The sequence below is a fragment of the Halomonas chromatireducens genome, assembly GCF_001545155.1.
In the GTDB taxonomy this organism is placed as follows: Bacteria; Pseudomonadota; Gammaproteobacteria; order Pseudomonadales; family Halomonadaceae; genus Halomonas; species Halomonas chromatireducens.
This window is the reverse complement of the sequence record NZ_CP014226.1, coordinates 700726-717404: the sequence shown is the minus strand read 5'-3', so window position 1 is coordinate 717404 and position 16679 is coordinate 700726. Positions and strand designations below refer to the sequence as shown.

15 protein-coding genes and 5 tRNA genes are annotated in these 16679 nt (G+C 62.5%); 11 read left to right on the top strand and 9 right to left on the bottom strand.

What is annotated here, in order from left to right; translation table 11 throughout:
- Positions 1-19: 19 nt before the first annotated feature.
- The 7 genes from LOKO_RS03380 to LOKO_RS03350 form a co-directional block, all read right to left on the bottom strand.
- Positions 20-1963 carry an FAD-dependent oxidoreductase gene (locus LOKO_RS03380; protein ID WP_470303290.1) on the bottom strand — a complete coding sequence of 648 codons (1944 nt, stop codon included), beginning with the start codon at positions 1961-1963 and terminating at the stop codon, positions 20-22.
- Between the two features lie 254 nt (positions 1964-2217).
- Positions 2218-2294: transfer RNA gene (locus LOKO_RS03375), tRNA-Asp, on the bottom strand.
- A 3-nt stretch (positions 2295-2297) separates the two neighbouring features.
- Positions 2298-2374 (bottom strand) — tRNA-Val (locus LOKO_RS03370).
- A gap of 72 nt (positions 2375-2446) precedes the next feature.
- Positions 2447-2523 (bottom strand) — tRNA-Asp (locus LOKO_RS03365).
- Between the two features lie 27 nt (positions 2524-2550).
- A tRNA-Asp gene (locus LOKO_RS03360) sits at positions 2551-2627 on the bottom strand.
- Between the two features lie 51 nt (positions 2628-2678).
- A tRNA-Val gene (locus LOKO_RS03355) sits at positions 2679-2754 on the bottom strand.
- A gap of 41 nt (positions 2755-2795) precedes the next feature.
- On the bottom strand, positions 2796-3527 hold the full coding sequence (locus tag LOKO_RS03350; protein WP_066445029.1) for an alpha/beta family hydrolase: 732 nt from the start codon (positions 3525-3527) through the stop codon (positions 2796-2798).
- Between the two features lie 161 nt (positions 3528-3688).
- Between LOKO_RS03350 and ccoN the strand changes: the two genes are divergently transcribed.
- From ccoN to fnr, 11 genes are all read left to right on the top strand, one after another.
- On the top strand, positions 3689-5113 hold the full coding sequence (gene ccoN / locus LOKO_RS03345) for a cytochrome-c oxidase, cbb3-type subunit I (RefSeq protein ID WP_066445027.1): 1425 nt from the start codon (positions 3689-3691) through the stop codon (positions 5111-5113).
- A gap of 22 nt (positions 5114-5135) precedes the next feature.
- Complete coding sequence (ccoO, locus tag LOKO_RS03340) at positions 5136-5744, top strand: cytochrome-c oxidase, cbb3-type subunit II (RefSeq protein ID WP_066445025.1); 609 nt, start codon at positions 5136-5138, stop codon at positions 5742-5744.
- A gap of 2 nt (positions 5745-5746) precedes the next feature.
- Positions 5747-5983, top strand: coding sequence for a CcoQ/FixQ family Cbb3-type cytochrome c oxidase assembly chaperone (locus tag LOKO_RS03335; RefSeq protein ID WP_066445022.1), 237 nt, complete (start codon positions 5747-5749; stop codon positions 5981-5983).
- Positions 5980-6909, top strand: coding sequence for a cytochrome-c oxidase, cbb3-type subunit III (gene ccoP, locus LOKO_RS03330; protein ID WP_066445020.1), 930 nt, complete (start codon positions 5980-5982; stop codon positions 6907-6909). The genes LOKO_RS03335 and ccoP overlap by 4 nt, the downstream gene beginning before the upstream one ends.
- Before the next feature lie 128 nt (positions 6910-7037).
- Positions 7038-8477 (top strand): cytochrome c oxidase accessory protein CcoG, encoded by a 1440-nt coding sequence (gene ccoG, locus LOKO_RS03325; RefSeq protein WP_066445017.1) that lies wholly within the window; start codon positions 7038-7040, stop codon positions 8475-8477.
- Positions 8474-8989, top strand: a complete 516-nt coding sequence (locus LOKO_RS03320) for a FixH family protein (RefSeq protein ID WP_066445011.1) — start codon at positions 8474-8476, stop codon at positions 8987-8989. Before ccoG ends, LOKO_RS03320 begins: the two co-directional genes overlap by 4 nt.
- A gap of 34 nt (positions 8990-9023) precedes the next feature.
- Positions 9024-11501, top strand: a complete 2478-nt coding sequence (locus tag LOKO_RS03315) for a heavy metal translocating P-type ATPase (protein WP_066445007.1) — start codon at positions 9024-9026, stop codon at positions 11499-11501.
- Positions 11498-11731 carry a cbb3-type cytochrome oxidase assembly protein CcoS gene (gene ccoS, locus LOKO_RS03310; protein WP_066445005.1) on the top strand — a complete coding sequence of 78 codons (234 nt, stop codon included), beginning with the start codon at positions 11498-11500 and terminating at the stop codon, positions 11729-11731. The genes LOKO_RS03315 and ccoS overlap by 4 nt, the downstream gene beginning before the upstream one ends.
- On the top strand, positions 11731-12429 hold the full coding sequence (locus LOKO_RS03305) for a sulfite exporter TauE/SafE family protein (protein WP_066445002.1): 699 nt from the start codon (positions 11731-11733) through the stop codon (positions 12427-12429). The genes ccoS and LOKO_RS03305 overlap by 1 nt, the downstream gene beginning before the upstream one ends.
- Positions 12430-12536: 107 nt before the next feature.
- On the top strand, positions 12537-13928 hold the full coding sequence (gene hemN, locus LOKO_RS03300; protein WP_235588932.1) for an oxygen-independent coproporphyrinogen III oxidase: 1392 nt from the start codon (positions 12537-12539) through the stop codon (positions 13926-13928).
- Between the two features lie 152 nt (positions 13929-14080).
- Positions 14081-14827: a fumarate/nitrate reduction transcriptional regulator Fnr gene (fnr, locus tag LOKO_RS03295; RefSeq protein ID WP_066444997.1), complete on the top strand. Its 747-nt coding sequence runs from the start codon at positions 14081-14083 to the stop codon at positions 14825-14827.
- A 111-nt stretch (positions 14828-14938) separates the two neighbouring features.
- Here fnr and ttcA read toward each other — a convergent pair whose 3' ends face one another.
- Both ttcA and LOKO_RS03285 read right to left on the bottom strand, forming a co-directional pair.
- Complete coding sequence (ttcA, locus tag LOKO_RS03290) at positions 14939-15880, bottom strand: tRNA 2-thiocytidine(32) synthetase TtcA (RefSeq protein ID WP_066452197.1); 942 nt, start codon at positions 15878-15880, stop codon at positions 14939-14941.
- A 91-nt stretch (positions 15881-15971) separates the two neighbouring features.
- Entirely contained in the window at positions 15972-16601 is a 630-nt protein-coding gene (locus LOKO_RS03285; protein ID WP_066444994.1) for a 3'-5' exonuclease, read from the bottom strand.
- Positions 16602-16679: the final 78 nt, after the last annotated feature.

Here is a 16679-nt window from a genome sequence, read left to right as displayed (position 1 = left end):
ACGCCCCGTTACGCGTTTCTCAAAGATTGGCCGAGACCCGTGTGCCCTGCTCGATGGCGCGCTTGGCATCGAGTTCTGCGGCTTCGTCGGCGCCGCCGATCATGTGTACCTCCATACCCGAGGCCTGCATCGGCTCGAGGAGTTCGCGCACCGGGTTCTGGCCGGCGCAGACGACGACGCTGTCGACCTCGAGCAGTCGCGGCTCGCCATCCTGGCGAATGTGGAGTCCGTGATCATCGATGCCCATGTACTCGCAGCCAGCCAGGGTCTCGACGCCGCGATGCTTCAGCGAGGCACGGTGTACCCAGCCGGTGGTCTTGCCCAGCCCCTTGCCTGGCTTGGAGGCCTTGCGCTGCAGCAGAAAAACTTGGCGGGGCGTATCGGGACGCTGCGGCGGGGCGATCCCACCCCGTTCGGAGACGCTGAGATCCACGCCCCATTCGGCACACCAGGCCTCGGTGTCCATGGCGGGGTGGCCAACATGGGTGAGGAGCTCGGCGACATCGAAACCGATCCCCCCGGCGCCGATGATCGCCACCCGGCGGCCGACGCGCTCCGGATGATGGATGGCCATGGGATAGCTGAGCACCTTGGGGTGATCATGGCCCGGCAGGGTCAGTTGGCGGGGCTGGACGCCGCTGGCCAGCACCACGGCATCGAAGCCCTGGAGGGTATGGAGATCGGCACTGCAATTGAGTCGCACTGAGACACCGTACTTGTCGAGCATGACCTTGAAGTAGCGCAGGGTCTCGTCGAACTCCTCCTTGCCCGGTATCTTTCGCGCCAGGTTGAACTGTCCGCCCAGTTCGCTGTTGCGCTCGAACAGTACCACGCGATGCCCCCGCCTTGCCGCGGTGACGGCAGCCGACAGACCCGCCGGCCCGCCGCCGACCACGGCGATATCCCGTACTGTCTCCGCCGGGAGAATCTCGAGCTCGGTCTCGTGGCAGGCCTGCGGGTTGACCAGGCAGGAGGTCAACTTGCCCTGGAAGGTGTGATCGAGACACGCCTGGTTGCAGGCGATACAGGTGTTGATCTCTTCGCTGCGCCCTTCAGCCGCCTTGGTGATCCAGGCCGGGTCGGCCAGGAAGGGTCGTGCCATGGAAACCATGTCCGCGTGGCCATCGGCCAGCACCCGCTCGGCCACGTCCGGCATGTTGATGCGGTTGGTGGTGATCAGCGGCACGCTGAGTTCCGTCTTCATGCGCCGGGTCACTTCGGTGAAGGCCGCCCGCGGCACACTGGTGACGATGGTGGGTATGCGCGCCTCGTGCCAGCCGATGCCGGTATTGATCAGGTTGACGCCTGCCGTCTCGAGAGCCCGCCCCAGGGTGACGACCTCTTCCCAGGTGCTGCCCTCCTCCACCAGATCGATCATCGACAGGCGGAAGATGATAAGAAAGTCCTCACCCACTGCCTCGCGGATCCCCTTCACGATCTCGACGGCAAAGCGCATGCGACTGTCGAACGCACCACCCCACTCATCACTACGGTGGTTGGTACGCAGGCAGAGAAACTGGTTGATCAGGTACCCCTCGGACCCCATCACCTCGACGCCGTCATAGCCAGCCTCCCGGGCCAGGGTGGCACAGCGCACATAGTCGGCTATCTGGCCTTCAACTTCCTCACCGGTGAGCTCCCGGGGGGCAAAGGGGTTGATGGGGGCCTGGATCGGCGACGGTGCCACCAGCTCGGGGGAATAGGCGTAGCGACCGGCGTGCAGGATCTGCATGCAAATATGACCGCCCTCGGCATGCACCGCTTCGACCACGCCGCGGTGATTCGCCACCTGCTCGCTGCGCTCCAGGGTTGCCGCCCCCTGAAAGACGGCGCCCTCGGGGTTGGGAGCGATACCACCGGTGACGATCAGACCGACGCCTTCACGGGCCCGTTCGGCATAGAAGGCCGCCAGGCGGGAGAAGCCATTGGGCGCCTCTTCGAGATTGGTATGCATGGAGCCCATCAACACCCGGTTGGGCAGCGTCAGGTGGCCCACGTCGAGCGGACGAAAGAGATGAGGGTAGCGCACGCCGAACTCCTCCTGCTGGTCAAGGTTTCAAACAACTGTATGATAGCCAAGCGGGATGCGCAAAGATAATGATGCACCATAGGCGAAAGCAGCATAGCGCAGCAGGAGAGCAAGAGAAGACAGGAAAGGAAAAACCGTGCATAACGAAAGACCCCGAGCCATTCGGCTCGGGGTCTGGAAAATCGTGTTGGCGGACCGGACGGGACTCGAACCCGCGACCTCCGGCGTGACAGGCCGGCATTCTAACCAACTGAACTACCGGTCCGCGTGGTGGGAGATACCGGATTCGAACCAGTGACCCCCAGCATGTGAGGCTGGTGCTCTAACCAACTGAGCTAATCACCCACGGATACCGCACTTCATTTACTAATAGCCCTGCTCGATACAACGCTACTCGATACTGCATGCAAGTCATCGTGGCGGACCGGACGGGACTCGAACCCGCGACCTCCGGCGTGACAGGCCGGCATTCTAACCAACTGAACTACCGGTCCACAAGACGACAAGACATCAGAAACAGTTGGCGGACCGGACGGGACTCGAACCCGCGACCTCCGGCGTGACAGGCCGGCATTCTAACCAACTGAACTACCGGTCCGCTGCGTGCTTCCTACGTGATCACTCGCCATCGCTTGATGCTCGAGAGCGATGGTGGGTGGTACTGGGTTCGAACCAGTGACCCCCAGCTTGTAAGGCTGGTGCTCTCCCAACTGAGCTAACCACCCCGGTCACGTGGCGCTGAATTCTACAGGGATCCGGTTGGTTGTCAATGCCTTTCAGAGTGTTGCCGCATGAAGGCGGCGATCACTCCCGCCGCTTCCTCGATCAGCCCCTCCTGGGTGAAACCGGAAGCACGCCGAGGCTTCCAGTCGTGATCGCCATCTTCCAACAGATGCACCGCAACGTCATCGCCCAGCCGATAGCTTTCGACTTCTTCGCGGTTGCCAAAGGGGTCGCGGCTACCCTGAACCACCAGGGTCGGACAGCCGAGCAGCGGCCAGTGCGAAAGGCGAAGGCTTTCCGGCTTGCCCGGCGGATGGAAGGGGTAACCGCACAGGATCAATCCTGCGGCCTGGTCGCGGGCCGCCAGCAGGCTGGCAGCTCGTCCGCCCATGGACTTCCCGCCCAACCAGAAGCTACCCAGTTCGGGATGTGTCAGAATGTCGCACCAGGCACTCATTTCATCCACCAGACGATCGATGCGCGGTGGCGGAAAACGCTTGGCTTCTTTCTGCATTCGCTGCATGTAGGCGAACTCTATCGCCAGGGTTTGCACCCCCTGCTTCGCCAGACTGCCACGCAGTTGGCTCATGAAGGGCGACCCCTGTCCAGCCCCCGCCCCATGGGCGATCAGCAGCCGGCCGACGCTTCCGTCACCCTCAACTTCCAGCGGACCCAGCCCCTCGACACGCCAGCGTCCGGTCTCCCCTTCGAGGAGGCGCTCGCGGAGGCGCACCGAAGAAATTGCTACCCGATCAAGTCGTGCAAAGTACGACACCGGTCAAACTCCTGTGTGAGTTTCGCCCTTGGGCGTGTTTCAGTCTGCGATGCGGCTGCGATAGAATCCATTCTGTTTTTGACCCGCTTCACCCAACCGTGAGCGCCGGCCGCAGCATCCGTGACGGCCGGCTCTCGATACGCGTTCGATGGGAACCTGACATGAGCACAGCATTAGAGCACCCGACCTACAATTACAAGGTAGTTCGGCAGTTCGCGATCATGACAGTCGTGTGGGGCATCGTGGGCATGCTCCTCGGCGTCATCCTTGCCGCACAGCTGGTTTGGCCGCAACTCAACCTCGACCTGCCCTGGACGAGTTTTGGCCGCCTGCGCCCGCTGCACACCAACGCCGTCATCTTTGCCTTCGGTGGTTCGGCGCTGATGGCAACCTCCTATTATGTCGTGCAGCGTACCTGTCAGACGCGCCTGTTCTCCGACAAGCTGGCAGCCTTCACCTTCTGGGGCTGGCAGGCGGTGATCGTATCGGCAGTGATCACCCTGCCGCTTGGCTACACCACCACCAAGGAGTATGCCGAGCTGGAGTGGCCAATCAATATCCTGATCGCCGCAGTATGGGTCAGCTATGCCATCGTCTTCCTGATGACCATCAAGCAGCGCAAGACGTCGCACATCTATGTCGCCAACTGGTTCTTCGCCGCCTTCATCCTGACCGTGGCCGTGCTGCACATCGTCAACAATGCCGCGATCCCGGTCACCGCCATGTATTCGATCTCCATCTACTCCGGCACCATCGATGCCATGGTGCAGTGGTGGTACGGGCACAACGCGGTCGGCTTCTTCCTCACCGCCGGCTTCCTCGGCATGATGTACTACTTCGTTCCCAAGCAGGCCGAGCGCCCCATCTACTCCTACAGGCTATCCATCGTCCATTTCTGGGCGCTGATCATGATCTACATGTGGGCAGGCCCACACCACCTGCACTACACCGCCCTGCCCGACTGGGCCCAGTCGCTGGGCATGGTGATGTCGATCATCCTGCTGGCGCCCTCCTGGGGCGGCATGATCAACGGGATGATGACGCTCTCCGGCGCCTGGCATAAGCTGCGCACCGACCCGACCCTGCGCTTCCTGGTGGTTGCCCTGTCATTCTACGGCATGTCCACCTTCGAAGGACCGATGATGGCGATCAAGACGGTCAACGCTTTGTCGCACTACACCGACTGGACCATCGGCCACGTCCATGCCGGCGCACTCGGCTGGGTGGCAATGATTACCATCGGCTCCATGTACCACCTGATCCCGCGCCTGTTCGGTCGCACCGAAATGTATTCGGTCGGCATGATTGCAGTGCATTTCTGGCTGGCTACCATTGGAACGGTACTCTATATCGCCTCCATGTGGGTCAATGGCATCCTGCAAGGCCTGATGTGGCGCGCCATCAACCCCGACGGCACCCTGATGTACACCTTCATGGAGTCCGTCGAGGCCAGCGGTCCGGGCTATATCGTGCGCCTGATCGGCGGCCTGTTCTGGATTATCGGCATGCTGATCATGGCCTACAACGTCTTCAAGACCATCCAGCGCAGCGAAGCCGTGCAACATCCGATTCCGCAGACCGCCTGAGCAACCGGGGATACCGACACCAATGAAACACGAGATTGTCGAAAAGAACGTAGGCCTGCTCGCCGTGTTGATCCTGGTGGTGATCAGCTTCGGCGGCCTGGCCGAGATCGTGCCGCTGTTCTTCCAGAAGCAGACCACCGAGCCGGTCGAGGGCCTGCGCCCGCTCTCTGCCCTGGAACTGGAAGGCCGTGACATCTATCGCCGGGAAGGCTGCGTCGGCTGTCACTCCCAGATGATCCGCCCGTTCCGCGCCGAGACCGAGCGCTATGGCCACTACAGCGTGGCTGGCGAGTTCATCTACGAGCACAACTTCCTTTGGGGCTCCAAGCGCACCGGTCCCGACCTGGCCCGCGTCGGTGGCCGCTACAGCGACGACTGGCACCGTGCCCACATGTACAACCCGCGTGACGTGGTGCCGGGATCGATCATGCCGGCCTACCCATGGCTCTTCGAGCGTACGCTCGATGGCAACGATACGCCGCGCAAGATGCGGGCGCTGCGCACCCTCGGCGTGCCCTATACCGACGAGGATATCGAGAACGCCACCCGCGAAGTGCGTGGGCAGCAGGAAATCACGGCCCTGGTCGCCTACCTGCAGCAGTTGGGTACCGTGCTCGAGGGCACACGCTGACCATGGATACCGGAACCTTTCGCGGCATCATCACCTTTTTGCTGATCGTCGCCTTTCTCGGCATCACCTGGTGGGCCTACTCCCGGCGTCGCAAGCCGGACTTCGATGAGGCGGCCAACCTGCCCTTCGCCGAAGAGGATGAGCAGCCAATACGTGACAGCAGCGCCTCGCCCCGCTCGAGCAGCGAGTCGGGCGACAACGGCGATTCCCGTACGAACAAGGGAGACAGAAACACATGAACAATCTTTGGGATGACTCCCTTTCCGGGTTCTGGAGCGCCTGGATCATCGTTCTCACGCTGGGCTCCATTGCCTTCGCCTTCTGGATCCTCTACGCCAACCGCAAGACCGACAAGGTGCCGGATGCCGATGGCAACGTAGAGACCACCGGTCACGCCGCCGACGAGATCGAGGAGTACGACAACCCGCTGCCCCGCTGGTGGTTCCAGCTCTACGTGGCAACGATCGTTTTTTCGCTGGGCTACCTGCTGCTTTATCCGGGGCTGGGTAACTTCACCGGCCTGCTTGGCTGGACCCAGGAAGGCCAGTGGGAAGAGGAAGTTGCCAGGGCCGAAGAGCGCTTCACGCCAATTTTCGCCCAGTACCAGGAGATTCCGATCCCGGAACTGGCCCGGGATGAGGAGGCCATGCTGGTCGCCGACCGCATCTACCAGAACAACTGTGCGGTATGTCACGGCGCCAACGCCCAGGGCGGCTACGGGTTCCCCAACCTGACCAATGACGACTGGCTCTACGGCGGCGAGCCCGAGCAGATCATGACATCTCTGGTCAGGGGACGTAACGGGCTGATGCCCTCGTTCCAGACGCTTGGCGCGAACAACATCGAGAACGTCACCCAGTATGTCCTGTCGCTTTCCGACCTCGAGCATGAAGCCGACCGTGCCGAGCAAGGGGCGGCGGTCTATGCCTCGGTCTGCGCCGCCTGCCACATGCCGGACGGCAGCGGCAACCAGGCGCTGGGCGCCCCCAACCTGACCAATGACATCTGGCTTTACCAGATGCCCGGCCAGAGCGTTGCCGACTCGGTTCGCCAGACCCTGCGCAACGGTCGTAACGGCCATATGCCGGCTCAGGAAGCCTATATCGGTGCGGAGCGTGTCCATCTCGTCGCCGCCTACGTCTACAGCCTTCGTTTTCGCGACTGAGGACGTAGCCGGGCAGTAAGGGTGCGGCCTGAGGTCGCACCCTTTCTCTTGGTGACGGGGCCTCGATACAATGGACCTGTTTCATTGCTCCCCTTCTGCGGGCCATCCCTGCCCGCCACGAGTCCGCCATGAGTGACAAGATACCCGCCCGCGATGTGACCCCGGATCCCGTGGGCCACCACGAACCGCGCGCCGTCGTACAGCAGGAGATGTACGCCAGCCGGCGGCATATCTATGTGCGCGAGATCAAAGGGTTTTTCCAACGCCTGCGTCGCTGTGCCAATTGGCTGCTGATGCTGGCCTTCTTCGTCACGCCCTGGATTCAGTGGGACGGCCGCCCGCTGATCTGGTTCGACCTGCCAGGACGGGAATTTCATATCTTTGCCGCGACCTTCTATCCCCAGGAGTTCATCCTGCTCTCGTGGCTGCTGATCATCTGCGCCTTCGGCCTGTTTTTCATCACCGTTTTCGCCGGCCGGGTGTGGTGTGGCTACACCTGCCCCCAGAGTGTCTGGACCTTTCTTTATATCTGGGTCGAGCATCGCCTGGAGGGCTCTCGGAACCGTCGCATCAAGCTCGACCGCCAGCCCATGAACCTGGACAAGGCATGGCGCAAGACCGCGAAGCACATCATCTGGCTCGCGATCGCCCTTGCCACGGGGGTCACCTTCGTCGGCTACTTCACACCGATCCGTGAACTGGTGGTGGAACTGCCCACCCTCCAGGCTCACGGCTGGGCCTATTTCTGGTCGGGCTTCTTTCTGGTATTCACCTACCTGAATGCCGGCTGGCTGCGCGAGCAGGTATGTATCTACATGTGCCCCTATGCCCGCTTCCAGGGGGTGATGTTCGACGCCGACACCCTGATCGTGTCCTATGACGAGGCTCGCGGCGAACCTCGCGGTTCACGCAAGAAGAGTCTCAGCCATCAGCAGGCTCGGGAGGCCGGATACGGTGACTGCATCGACTGCGACCTCTGCGTTCAGGTCTGCCCCACCGGCATCGATATCCGTGACGGCCTACAATATGAATGCATCACCTGCGCCGCTTGCATCGATGCGTGCGACAGTGTGATGGACAGGATGAACTATCCGCGGGGGTTGATCCGCTATACCACCGAGAATGCCCTGGAAGGCAAGCCGACTCATATCCTGCGTCCGCGACTGATGGGCTACCTGGTGGCACTGCTGGTGATGATTGGCCTGTTTGTATGGGCGCTGAGTGATCGCATGCCGCTGGATTTTGAAGTCGAGCGGGAACGCGGGCAGCTCTATCAGATGACCCGTGACGGCCGTATCAGCAATGTCTTTTCCCTGACTCTGCGCAATCAGGATCGCGAGGACCATGAGTTTCGCCTCGAAGTAAGCGGCCTGCCCGGGTTGGAGATCGATCCCGACACACTGCGTGTTCCTGCCGGTGCCTCGCGCAGGTTCGCGGTACAGGTCACCGCCGACGCCGAGGTGCTGGAACTGCCCAGCCACCCGATCCAATTGAACGTACAATCCCAACAGAACGAACGCATCGCACTTGAACGTGACACCCGCTTCATCGGCGAAGCTCGGAGATGACCATGACCACCCACTCCCCCTGGTACAAGCAGTTCTGGCCCTGGTTCCTGCTGGGCCTGCTCTTTACCTCGATCTTCGGCAGCTCGACCCTGGCCGTCATGGCCGTGCGAACTGCCGACGGCCTGGTACAGCAGGATTACTATGAGCATGGTCGAGCGATCAATATGGTGCTGGCCAAGCAGCAGCGTGCCCATGAACTCGATCTGGCGGCAGAACTGCGCATCGACCCCATGACCAGCGACATCATCGTTCAGCTCGAAGGTGAAGAACGCCCCGAGCGGCTCTACCTGAAGCTGATTTTCCCCACGCTGGGCGGCCGCGACCAGGACATCGTTCTGGAACACGTGCGAGATGGGCGCTATCTCGGCCAGGCGCCCGACAACCTGCGGTACCGCTGGTACCTGCAGCTGCACCCGAGCGAGGTCGAGCCGGCCTGGCGCCTGGTAGGCGAAGGCAGCTTTCCCAGCGAGGACGAATTTGCTCTGACGCCTGGCATCGTGGACCGCGGCTGATGGCTTGCGTCTCGACATACTCAGCCGAGCGGCCATGAATCAGAACGCCACCGCGGCAGAACAAACTACGCCAGACTGCTATCACTGCGGCAGCCAGGTCCCGGCGGGTGCGCCCTGGACGATCACCCTCGACGACCAGGCACACCCGCTCTGCTGCCCCGGCTGCGAGGCGGTGGCGCACGCCATCGTCAACGGCGGGCTCGAGAGCTACTACCGCTTTCGTACCGAACTGCCCGAGCGCCCGGACGATCGCCAGAAGATCAAGGCCGAGACCTGGGCCGTCTTCGACGACCCTGGGCTGCAGCGGGAATTCGTCCACCCCGAAGGCGAAAATGGCCTGGTACGCGCCACCCTCGCGGTGGACGGTATTACCTGTGCAGCCTGTGCCTGGCTGATCGAGCATCGCCTGAACGCACTGGATGGCGTCAGCGCCAGTGCCGTGAATCTCAGCCATCACCGCGTTCGCGTGGCCTGGGACCCGGCCCGGCTCAAGCTATCGCGCATCCTCGCTGAGATGGCAGCCATCGGTTACGGCGCCCAGCCCTATGAGCCTGATGCGGCCCAGCAGCGGCTGCAGTTCGAAGAGCGCATGACGGTTCGACGCCTGATCATCGCCGCCGTCGGCATGATGCAGGTGATGATGTTCTCCATCCCCATCTACATGACCAGCCCCGGCGAGATCAGCGAGGACTTCTACGCCCTTTTCCACTGGCTCTCCTTTGCCCTGGCCACGCCGGTGGTATTCTTTTCGGCTATGCCGTTCTTCCGCAACGCGGTGCGCGACCTGCGCACACGGGTGCTGGGCATGGATGTACCGGTCTCCATTGCCATCGGCGGGGCCTACCTGGCCAGCGGCTACGCTGTGATCACCGACACTGGCGAGGTCTATTTCGACTCGGTGGCCATGTTCACCTTCTTTCTGTTGTTCGGTCGCTACGTCGAGGCCAGGGCCCGTCGACGCAGCGGCCATACCGGCAACGCCATGGCCGGGGCCCTGCCGCTGTCGGCGACGAGACTGACCGTGGAGTGCGAAGAGCGCATCCTGCCGGCCAGCGAACTCGCCACCGGCGACCGGATTCTGATCAAGCCCGGCCATGGCGTACCCGCCGACGGCGTGATCGAGGAAGGCGAGTCCAGCCTCGACGAGTCGATGCTCACCGGAGAGTACCTGCCGGTGACACGCCGCGTCGGTGACAGCGTGGTCGGCGGCAGTCAGAACATCGAGAGCCCGTTGATCGTGAGGGTCACCCATGCCGGCAAGCAGGCCCGGGTGGCCGGTATCGTCGACCTCACCGACCGCGCCTTCGCCAGCCGCCCCCGCCTGGCCCAGATGGCCGCGCGCATGTCCCACCTGTTCGTGCTGCGACTGCTGCTGGTGACCACCTGTGTCTCCATTGCCTGGTGGTTCATCGACCCCTCCCGGGTGCTCTGGGTCACGCTCTCGGTACTGGTGGTGACCTGCCCCTGCGCCCTGGCACTGGCCACCCCCACAGCACTGACCGCCGGCCACGGCCAGTTGCGACGCCGCGGCGTGCTGATTACCCGCGCCGATGCCATCGAGTCATTGTCCCAGGTGGACCGGGTGATCTTCGACAAGACAGGCACCCTGACCAGCGGCGAAATGCAGCTGCGCGAGACGCGGCCAACCGGCGACCTGTCGATAGATCGCGCACGGGTGATCGCAGCAGCCATTGAGGCTCACTCCGAACACCCCATTGCCCGCGCCTTCCGTCCCTGGCGCCAGGCCACCGTTCAGGCCAGCGAGCGAACAAGCCACACCGGGCAGGGCGTCGAGGGGAGCATCGCTGGCCGGCTCTGGCGGCTTGGCCGCCCTGAATTTGCCGCACCCCAGCAGAATCTGGCGCTGCCTGAAGCGGGTCAGTGGCTGCTGCTCACCGAGGAAGGCGAGCCTCGCGCCTGGTTCGCGCTCCATGACCGTGTCCGCGAAGACGCCGCCGCCACCGTTTCGGCGCTACAGGCCCGCGGCGTCGCGGTGGAACTGCTCTCCGGCGACAATGTAGGCGCCGTGGAAAGCCTTGCCCAAGCCCTCGGCATCGACGCCTGGCGTGCCGCCGCCAGCCCCGAGGAAAAACTGTCGCATATCCGCCAATGCCAGGAGCGTGGAGAGAAGGTGGCAATGATCGGCGACGGCATCAATGACGTGCCGGTTCTCGCCGGTGCCGATGTCTCCATCGCCATGAATGGCGCTACCGACCTGGCGCGCACCAGCGCCGATGCCGTATTGCTCAGCCCCCGTTTGATGCGTATCGTCGAAACCATCGAGATCGCCAATGCTACACGCCGCATCATGCGCCAGAACATGATCTGGTCTGTGTGCTACAACTTCTCGGCTCTGCCCCTGGCTGCCATCGGAATCGTGCCGCCCTGGGTGGCAGCTCTGGGGATGTCGGCCAGCTCCCTGGTGGTGGTGGGCAATGCCCTCCGCCTGAGCCGCTATCGCACCGCACCGCCGCCGGCCCCGGTCAACTCCGCTCGCCTGGTGAACGCATGACCATTCTTTACATGCTTATCCCGCTCTCGCTGATCCTGCTCGGCTTGGCGGTCTGGGCCTTCTTCTGGGCCGTCAAGAACGATCAGTTCGAGGACCTTGAGGGGCCCGCGCATCGCATCCTGTTCGATGACGATGAGAACGACCTGACACCAGAAGCCCGAGAGCAGCGTCGCAAGCCAGCCGGAGAAAAGCCCGAGGCCTCCCAGAGCGACGAGCCCCCCGACCGCTGATGGATCCCACCGGTCTCGGCCTGCCACCGCTGCTGGCAGCCTTCGTCTTCGGCCTGCTCGGCGGCGCCCATTGCATCGGCATGTGCGGCGGCATCATGAGCGCCCTGACCTTTGCCGTCCCCCCCAGCATGCGCAGTCCGGCACGGCTCTCCGGGCTGCTGCTCGGCTACAATCTGGGGAGAATTCTCAGCTATATGACCGCAGGCGCCCTTGTCGCCTCGCTGGGCACGGTGATCGCTCTGTCCTCCACGGCGCGGATCATACTGCAGCTGTTTGCCGCCGTGATGCTGATCCTGATGGCGCTCTACATCGCCGACTGGTGGAAAGGCCTGCTCAGGGTCGAGGCAGTCGGAAAGCGGCTATGGCGATACCTCGAGCCCATCGGCAGGCGCCTCATGCCGGTCATCAGCATCCCACAGGCGATCGGCCTGGGCGCGGGGGGGGGCTGGCTGCCCTGCGGCCCGGTCTACTCGATGCTGGCCTGGAGCCTGGCCATCGCCGACCCCGTCCGCGGCGCGCTGCTGATGGCGGTCTTCGGGCTCGGCACGCTGCCTGCACTGCTGGTAACCGGTTTCGCCGCGCGCCAGTTGGGCGCGCTGATCCGACACCGGGCCACGCGTACCCTGGCTGCCCTGTCTATCATCGCCTTTGCAATATGGCAGCTCGTCTCGCTGCTGGGAGTCGGAATCGCACACTGAAACGAGCGGCTCATCAGCTCATTATGGCTTCGCTTGACGCAGCTCAATCCGCGACGGACGCGCTACCGCTAGCATGTGGACATCTTATGAGACGCCGGAGTGTCTTCATGTCCGTCCCCGCGATGTCCCTACATGGAATGATGGCCGATCCCTTCGCCTGGGACGAAGAGTTGCTGAGCCGATACGATATCCATGGGCAGCACTACGCCTCGTATCCAGAGCCAGCTTCCTTTCAGGAAGACATCGGCGAGGTGGATTACCAAAAGGCTCTGGCAAAGAGCAATGACAGCGGCCGCCCCCTTTCGCTGTATATCCATCTCCCGTTCTGCCGCAAGGCCTGCTATTACTGCAGCCGCAACAGGGTGGTCACCAAGGCTACACGCCTCACCGAGCCCTATCTCTCCCGGCTCGACCGGGAAATGGTCCTGGTAAGGTCGCATCTCGATACGCGCAGGGAAGTCAGCCAACTGCACTGGGGCGGCGGCACGCCGACGTTCTTCAGCCTTAACCAGATGAGCGACCTCATCGACCGCCTGGACGCCCGCTTCGGACTCTCCAGCGCCAGGGGCCGCGACTATGCTATTGATATCGACCCCCGCGAGGCCGATGTCTTTACCCTGCGCCACCTCCAGGCCCTTGGCTTCAACCGCCTGAGCCTCGGTGTCCAGGATCTCGATCCCAAGGTTCAGCGTGCAATCAACCGCGTACAGCCACGCATCCTGACGGAGGCCCTTCTTGATGAAGCTGACCGCCTGGGCTTCCGCTCCCTGAACCTCGACCTGATCTATGGCCTCCCCTTCCAGACCCGCGACACCTTTTCTGTCACCCTGGAGCAGGTCATAGCCATGGCACCGGCCCGATTATCGCTGCTCCACTACGACCCCATGTCGCAGCGGGCTTCCCAGCAACGCTTTCGCCACCAGGACCTTCCTGGCCCGGAAGAGAAGCTGGCCATTCTGAAAACCAGCATCACCATGCTGACCAATGCCGGCTACGTGCATATCGGCATGGGCCGCTTCGCCCGGCCCAGTGACAGCCTGGTGAAAGCCCAGCACCAGGGAACGCTAAGGCGTAATATCCAGGGCTACTCCAGTCATGAGCACTGTGATCTGGTAGGACTGGGCGTCTCGGCCATCTCTCAACTGGACGGGCTGTACACCCAGAATCACACCAAGCTGAGCGCCTACGAAGCGGCCCTGGATGCCAGCCGCCTGCCTACGGCACGAGGGCTTCGCCATACCTTCGACGACCGGGTCCGCCACCATGCCATCGAGCGGCTGCTATGCGACATGCAGCTGGACCTGAATCAACTGGAGGAGAACTTCGGCATCGACGCGCAACGCTACCTGGCGGACGCCCTGGCTCGCCTGGAAACGCTGGCCCGGGATGGCCTGTTGACATGGCATGGGAGACGTCTCGTTGCCACCCCGATCGGAAGGCTGCTGATTCATCATCTCGCCATGGCCTTCGATGCCCATCCACCACAACGACCAACTTAACCTTTTTCTTGAATTCTTCAGCGATTTCGGCAACTTGCGCCAGCGAATAGCTCGGCATATCAATGTGTTGCGACCAATCGTCACAACGGGCATTCTCCCAGGCCAAAGAATGCTCCATAATACCTCTATGATCACGATCAAGGAGGTGACCAATGGCTGTACAAACGGCCAATGCGGTCGACAAGCGGCGTTCCCTGCTGCATGAAACTCGCTGCCAGAATTGCAGCCTGAGTTCCCTGTGTCTGCCGCTGGCGCTCGAGCTTGAAGATATGGAACAGTTCGACGCCATCATTCGCCGTCGCGCACCCCTGAAGAAAGGCGAGTCGCTGTTCCGTCAGGGCAGCGCTTTCAACAGCGTCTATGCCGTGCGTTCCGGCAGCCTCAAGCAGGTCACCACGGAAGGTTCCGGCGACGATCAGGTCACCAACTTCTACCTGCCCAGCGAACTGGTCGGGCTCGACGGCATCGACGAGCAGGCCTATCCCGGTAGCGTGATCGCACTCGAGACCACCACGGTTTGCGAGATCCCCTTCGACCGCCTCGATACGCTATCTGAGGTTTTGCCAGAGCTGCGTGGCCAGCTCTACCGCAGCATGAGCAAGGAGCTCAGGGACGACCGCCGCATGATGCGCCTGCTATCGCGCAAGACCGCCGACCAGCGCCTGGCCAGCTTCTTCTCCAGCTTGTCGGACCGCTTCCGTCGACGCGGCTACTCGCCGTACAGCTTCCGGCTCTCCATGTCCCGGGCCGATATCGGCAACTATCTGGGCCTGGCGGTGGAGACCGTCAGCCGTATCCTGGGCCGCTTCCAGCAGCAGGGCCTGGTGGAGGTCTCAGGTCGCGAAGTCAACATACTGAACCTGGAAGCCCTGCTTGCCCAGGCCCAGGAAGAGCACTGAGCCCAGGGCTCACCTGCCAAATAAACGCCCCGTCGAGCAAAGCGCGACGGGGCGTTTATTTATGGGCCTACTACCGATGACGTCAGTCTCCGCGGCCACAACCGCTTCCGTTCAGCCCCCGTGGGTCAGGTCGATGGCATCGATATGGTTCTCTTGACGCCTGGCCTGCTTCTCCTCGAGACCGGTAAAGTCGAACAGGTCGCGGTCAGCCAGCTGTGAAGGGGCCACATTGGTCACCGCCTTGAACATGCTCTCGAGCCGGCCAGGGTGCTTGACTTCCCACTCGGCCAGCATCTCCTTGACCACCTGGCGCTGAAGATTGGGCTGTGAGCCGCACAGGTTGCAGGGAATGATGGGGAACTGCATCAGCCGGGCAAACTCGGCAATATCGGCCTCGCGACAATAGGCCAGCGGGCGAATGAGGATATTCTTGCCATCATCGGACAGCAGCTTGGGCGGCATGGCCTTGAGGCTGCCACCGAAGAAGAGGTTGAGAAACAGCGTCTCGAGTATGTCCTCGCGGTGATGCCCCAGGGCAATCTTGGTGGCACCGATCTCCTCGGCGAAGCCGTAGAGCGAGCCACGCCGCAGTCGAGAGCAGAGCGCACAGGTGGTCTTGCCCTCCGGTGTCTTCTCCTTGACCACCGAATAGGTGTCACGCTCGAGAATATGGTACTCGATACCCATGGCGTCCAGGTAGCGCGGCAATACATGCTCGGGAAAGCCGGGCTGCTTCTGGTCGAGGTTGACCGCCACCAGGGAGAAATTCACTGGCGCGTTGCGCTGCAGGTTGCGAAGTATCTCCAGCAGCGTGTAACTATCCTTGCCACCCGACAGGCAAACCATCACCCGGTCGCCCTCATGGATCATGCCGTAGTCGATGATGGCATTGCCTGCATGGCGACGCAGGCGCTTTTGCAGCTTGTTGAACTCCCGCCGGGCCTTGGCATCCAGGCCATCCAGCAGAGAGCCGGGCTCATCTGCAGAACAAGGTGAGAGCCTGTCTGAGTGGCCCCGCAGGGCGAGTGGGTCGATTGTCATGGCGTCTTGCATGGTCACGGCGCTGCCAGGGCGTGTGGTGGATATCGGGGCCCATCCTACCATCGCAGCCCGCTACTGGCGACGCCCGGCCCTACCAGCAGGGTCATGCCTCCCGCCGGGCCTGCATGGTTCCGCGCTCCAGCTTCAGATACATCAGCGCCGTGGTTACGGCATCCCCTAGCGCGGTGTTGCGCCCCATTACCGGCACCCCCAGTATTTCCGCTACCGTATCGAAGCGAATCGTCGTCGGATCCGGATCCATGGCACTGCGGCGTAGCTGGCGATGGTAGAGCTGAGCCACGTCGATGCCGGTGTTGGGCAGCTCGAAACCGAACAGTGGACGTAGCTGGCGATTGAGAATGGCGAGGTCGAAATCGAGGTGCCAGCCCAACAATGGACGATTACCGATGAATTCCAGCAGCTTAGCCAGCGCCTCGCCGGGGCTCTCTCCGTCGTCAAGATCGATGCCGCGCAGTCCGTGAACACAAATGGAGTCCCCCGTGAGCGAAGCGGGACGCCGGAGACGCAGATCCAGCGACTCACTGGCCAGTACCCGGTCGCCACGCACCTTCACGGCGGCGATGGAAACCGGCTCTGCCGTGCGGGTGTCGACACCGGTGGTTTCACAGTCAATGGCGACCAGCTCATCGCCAGTATAAGGGTGAAACAGCCAGCCATATTCGCCGTTGGCGTGACGGCGACGATCCTTGGCCCGACGCAATGCTCGAAGCATGTAGCCTCCTGTTGTTATTAACGGGCTATTATCCCGCTGGTGACCGGCTATTGGCCTGTACTGACCTGACTTTGCCTG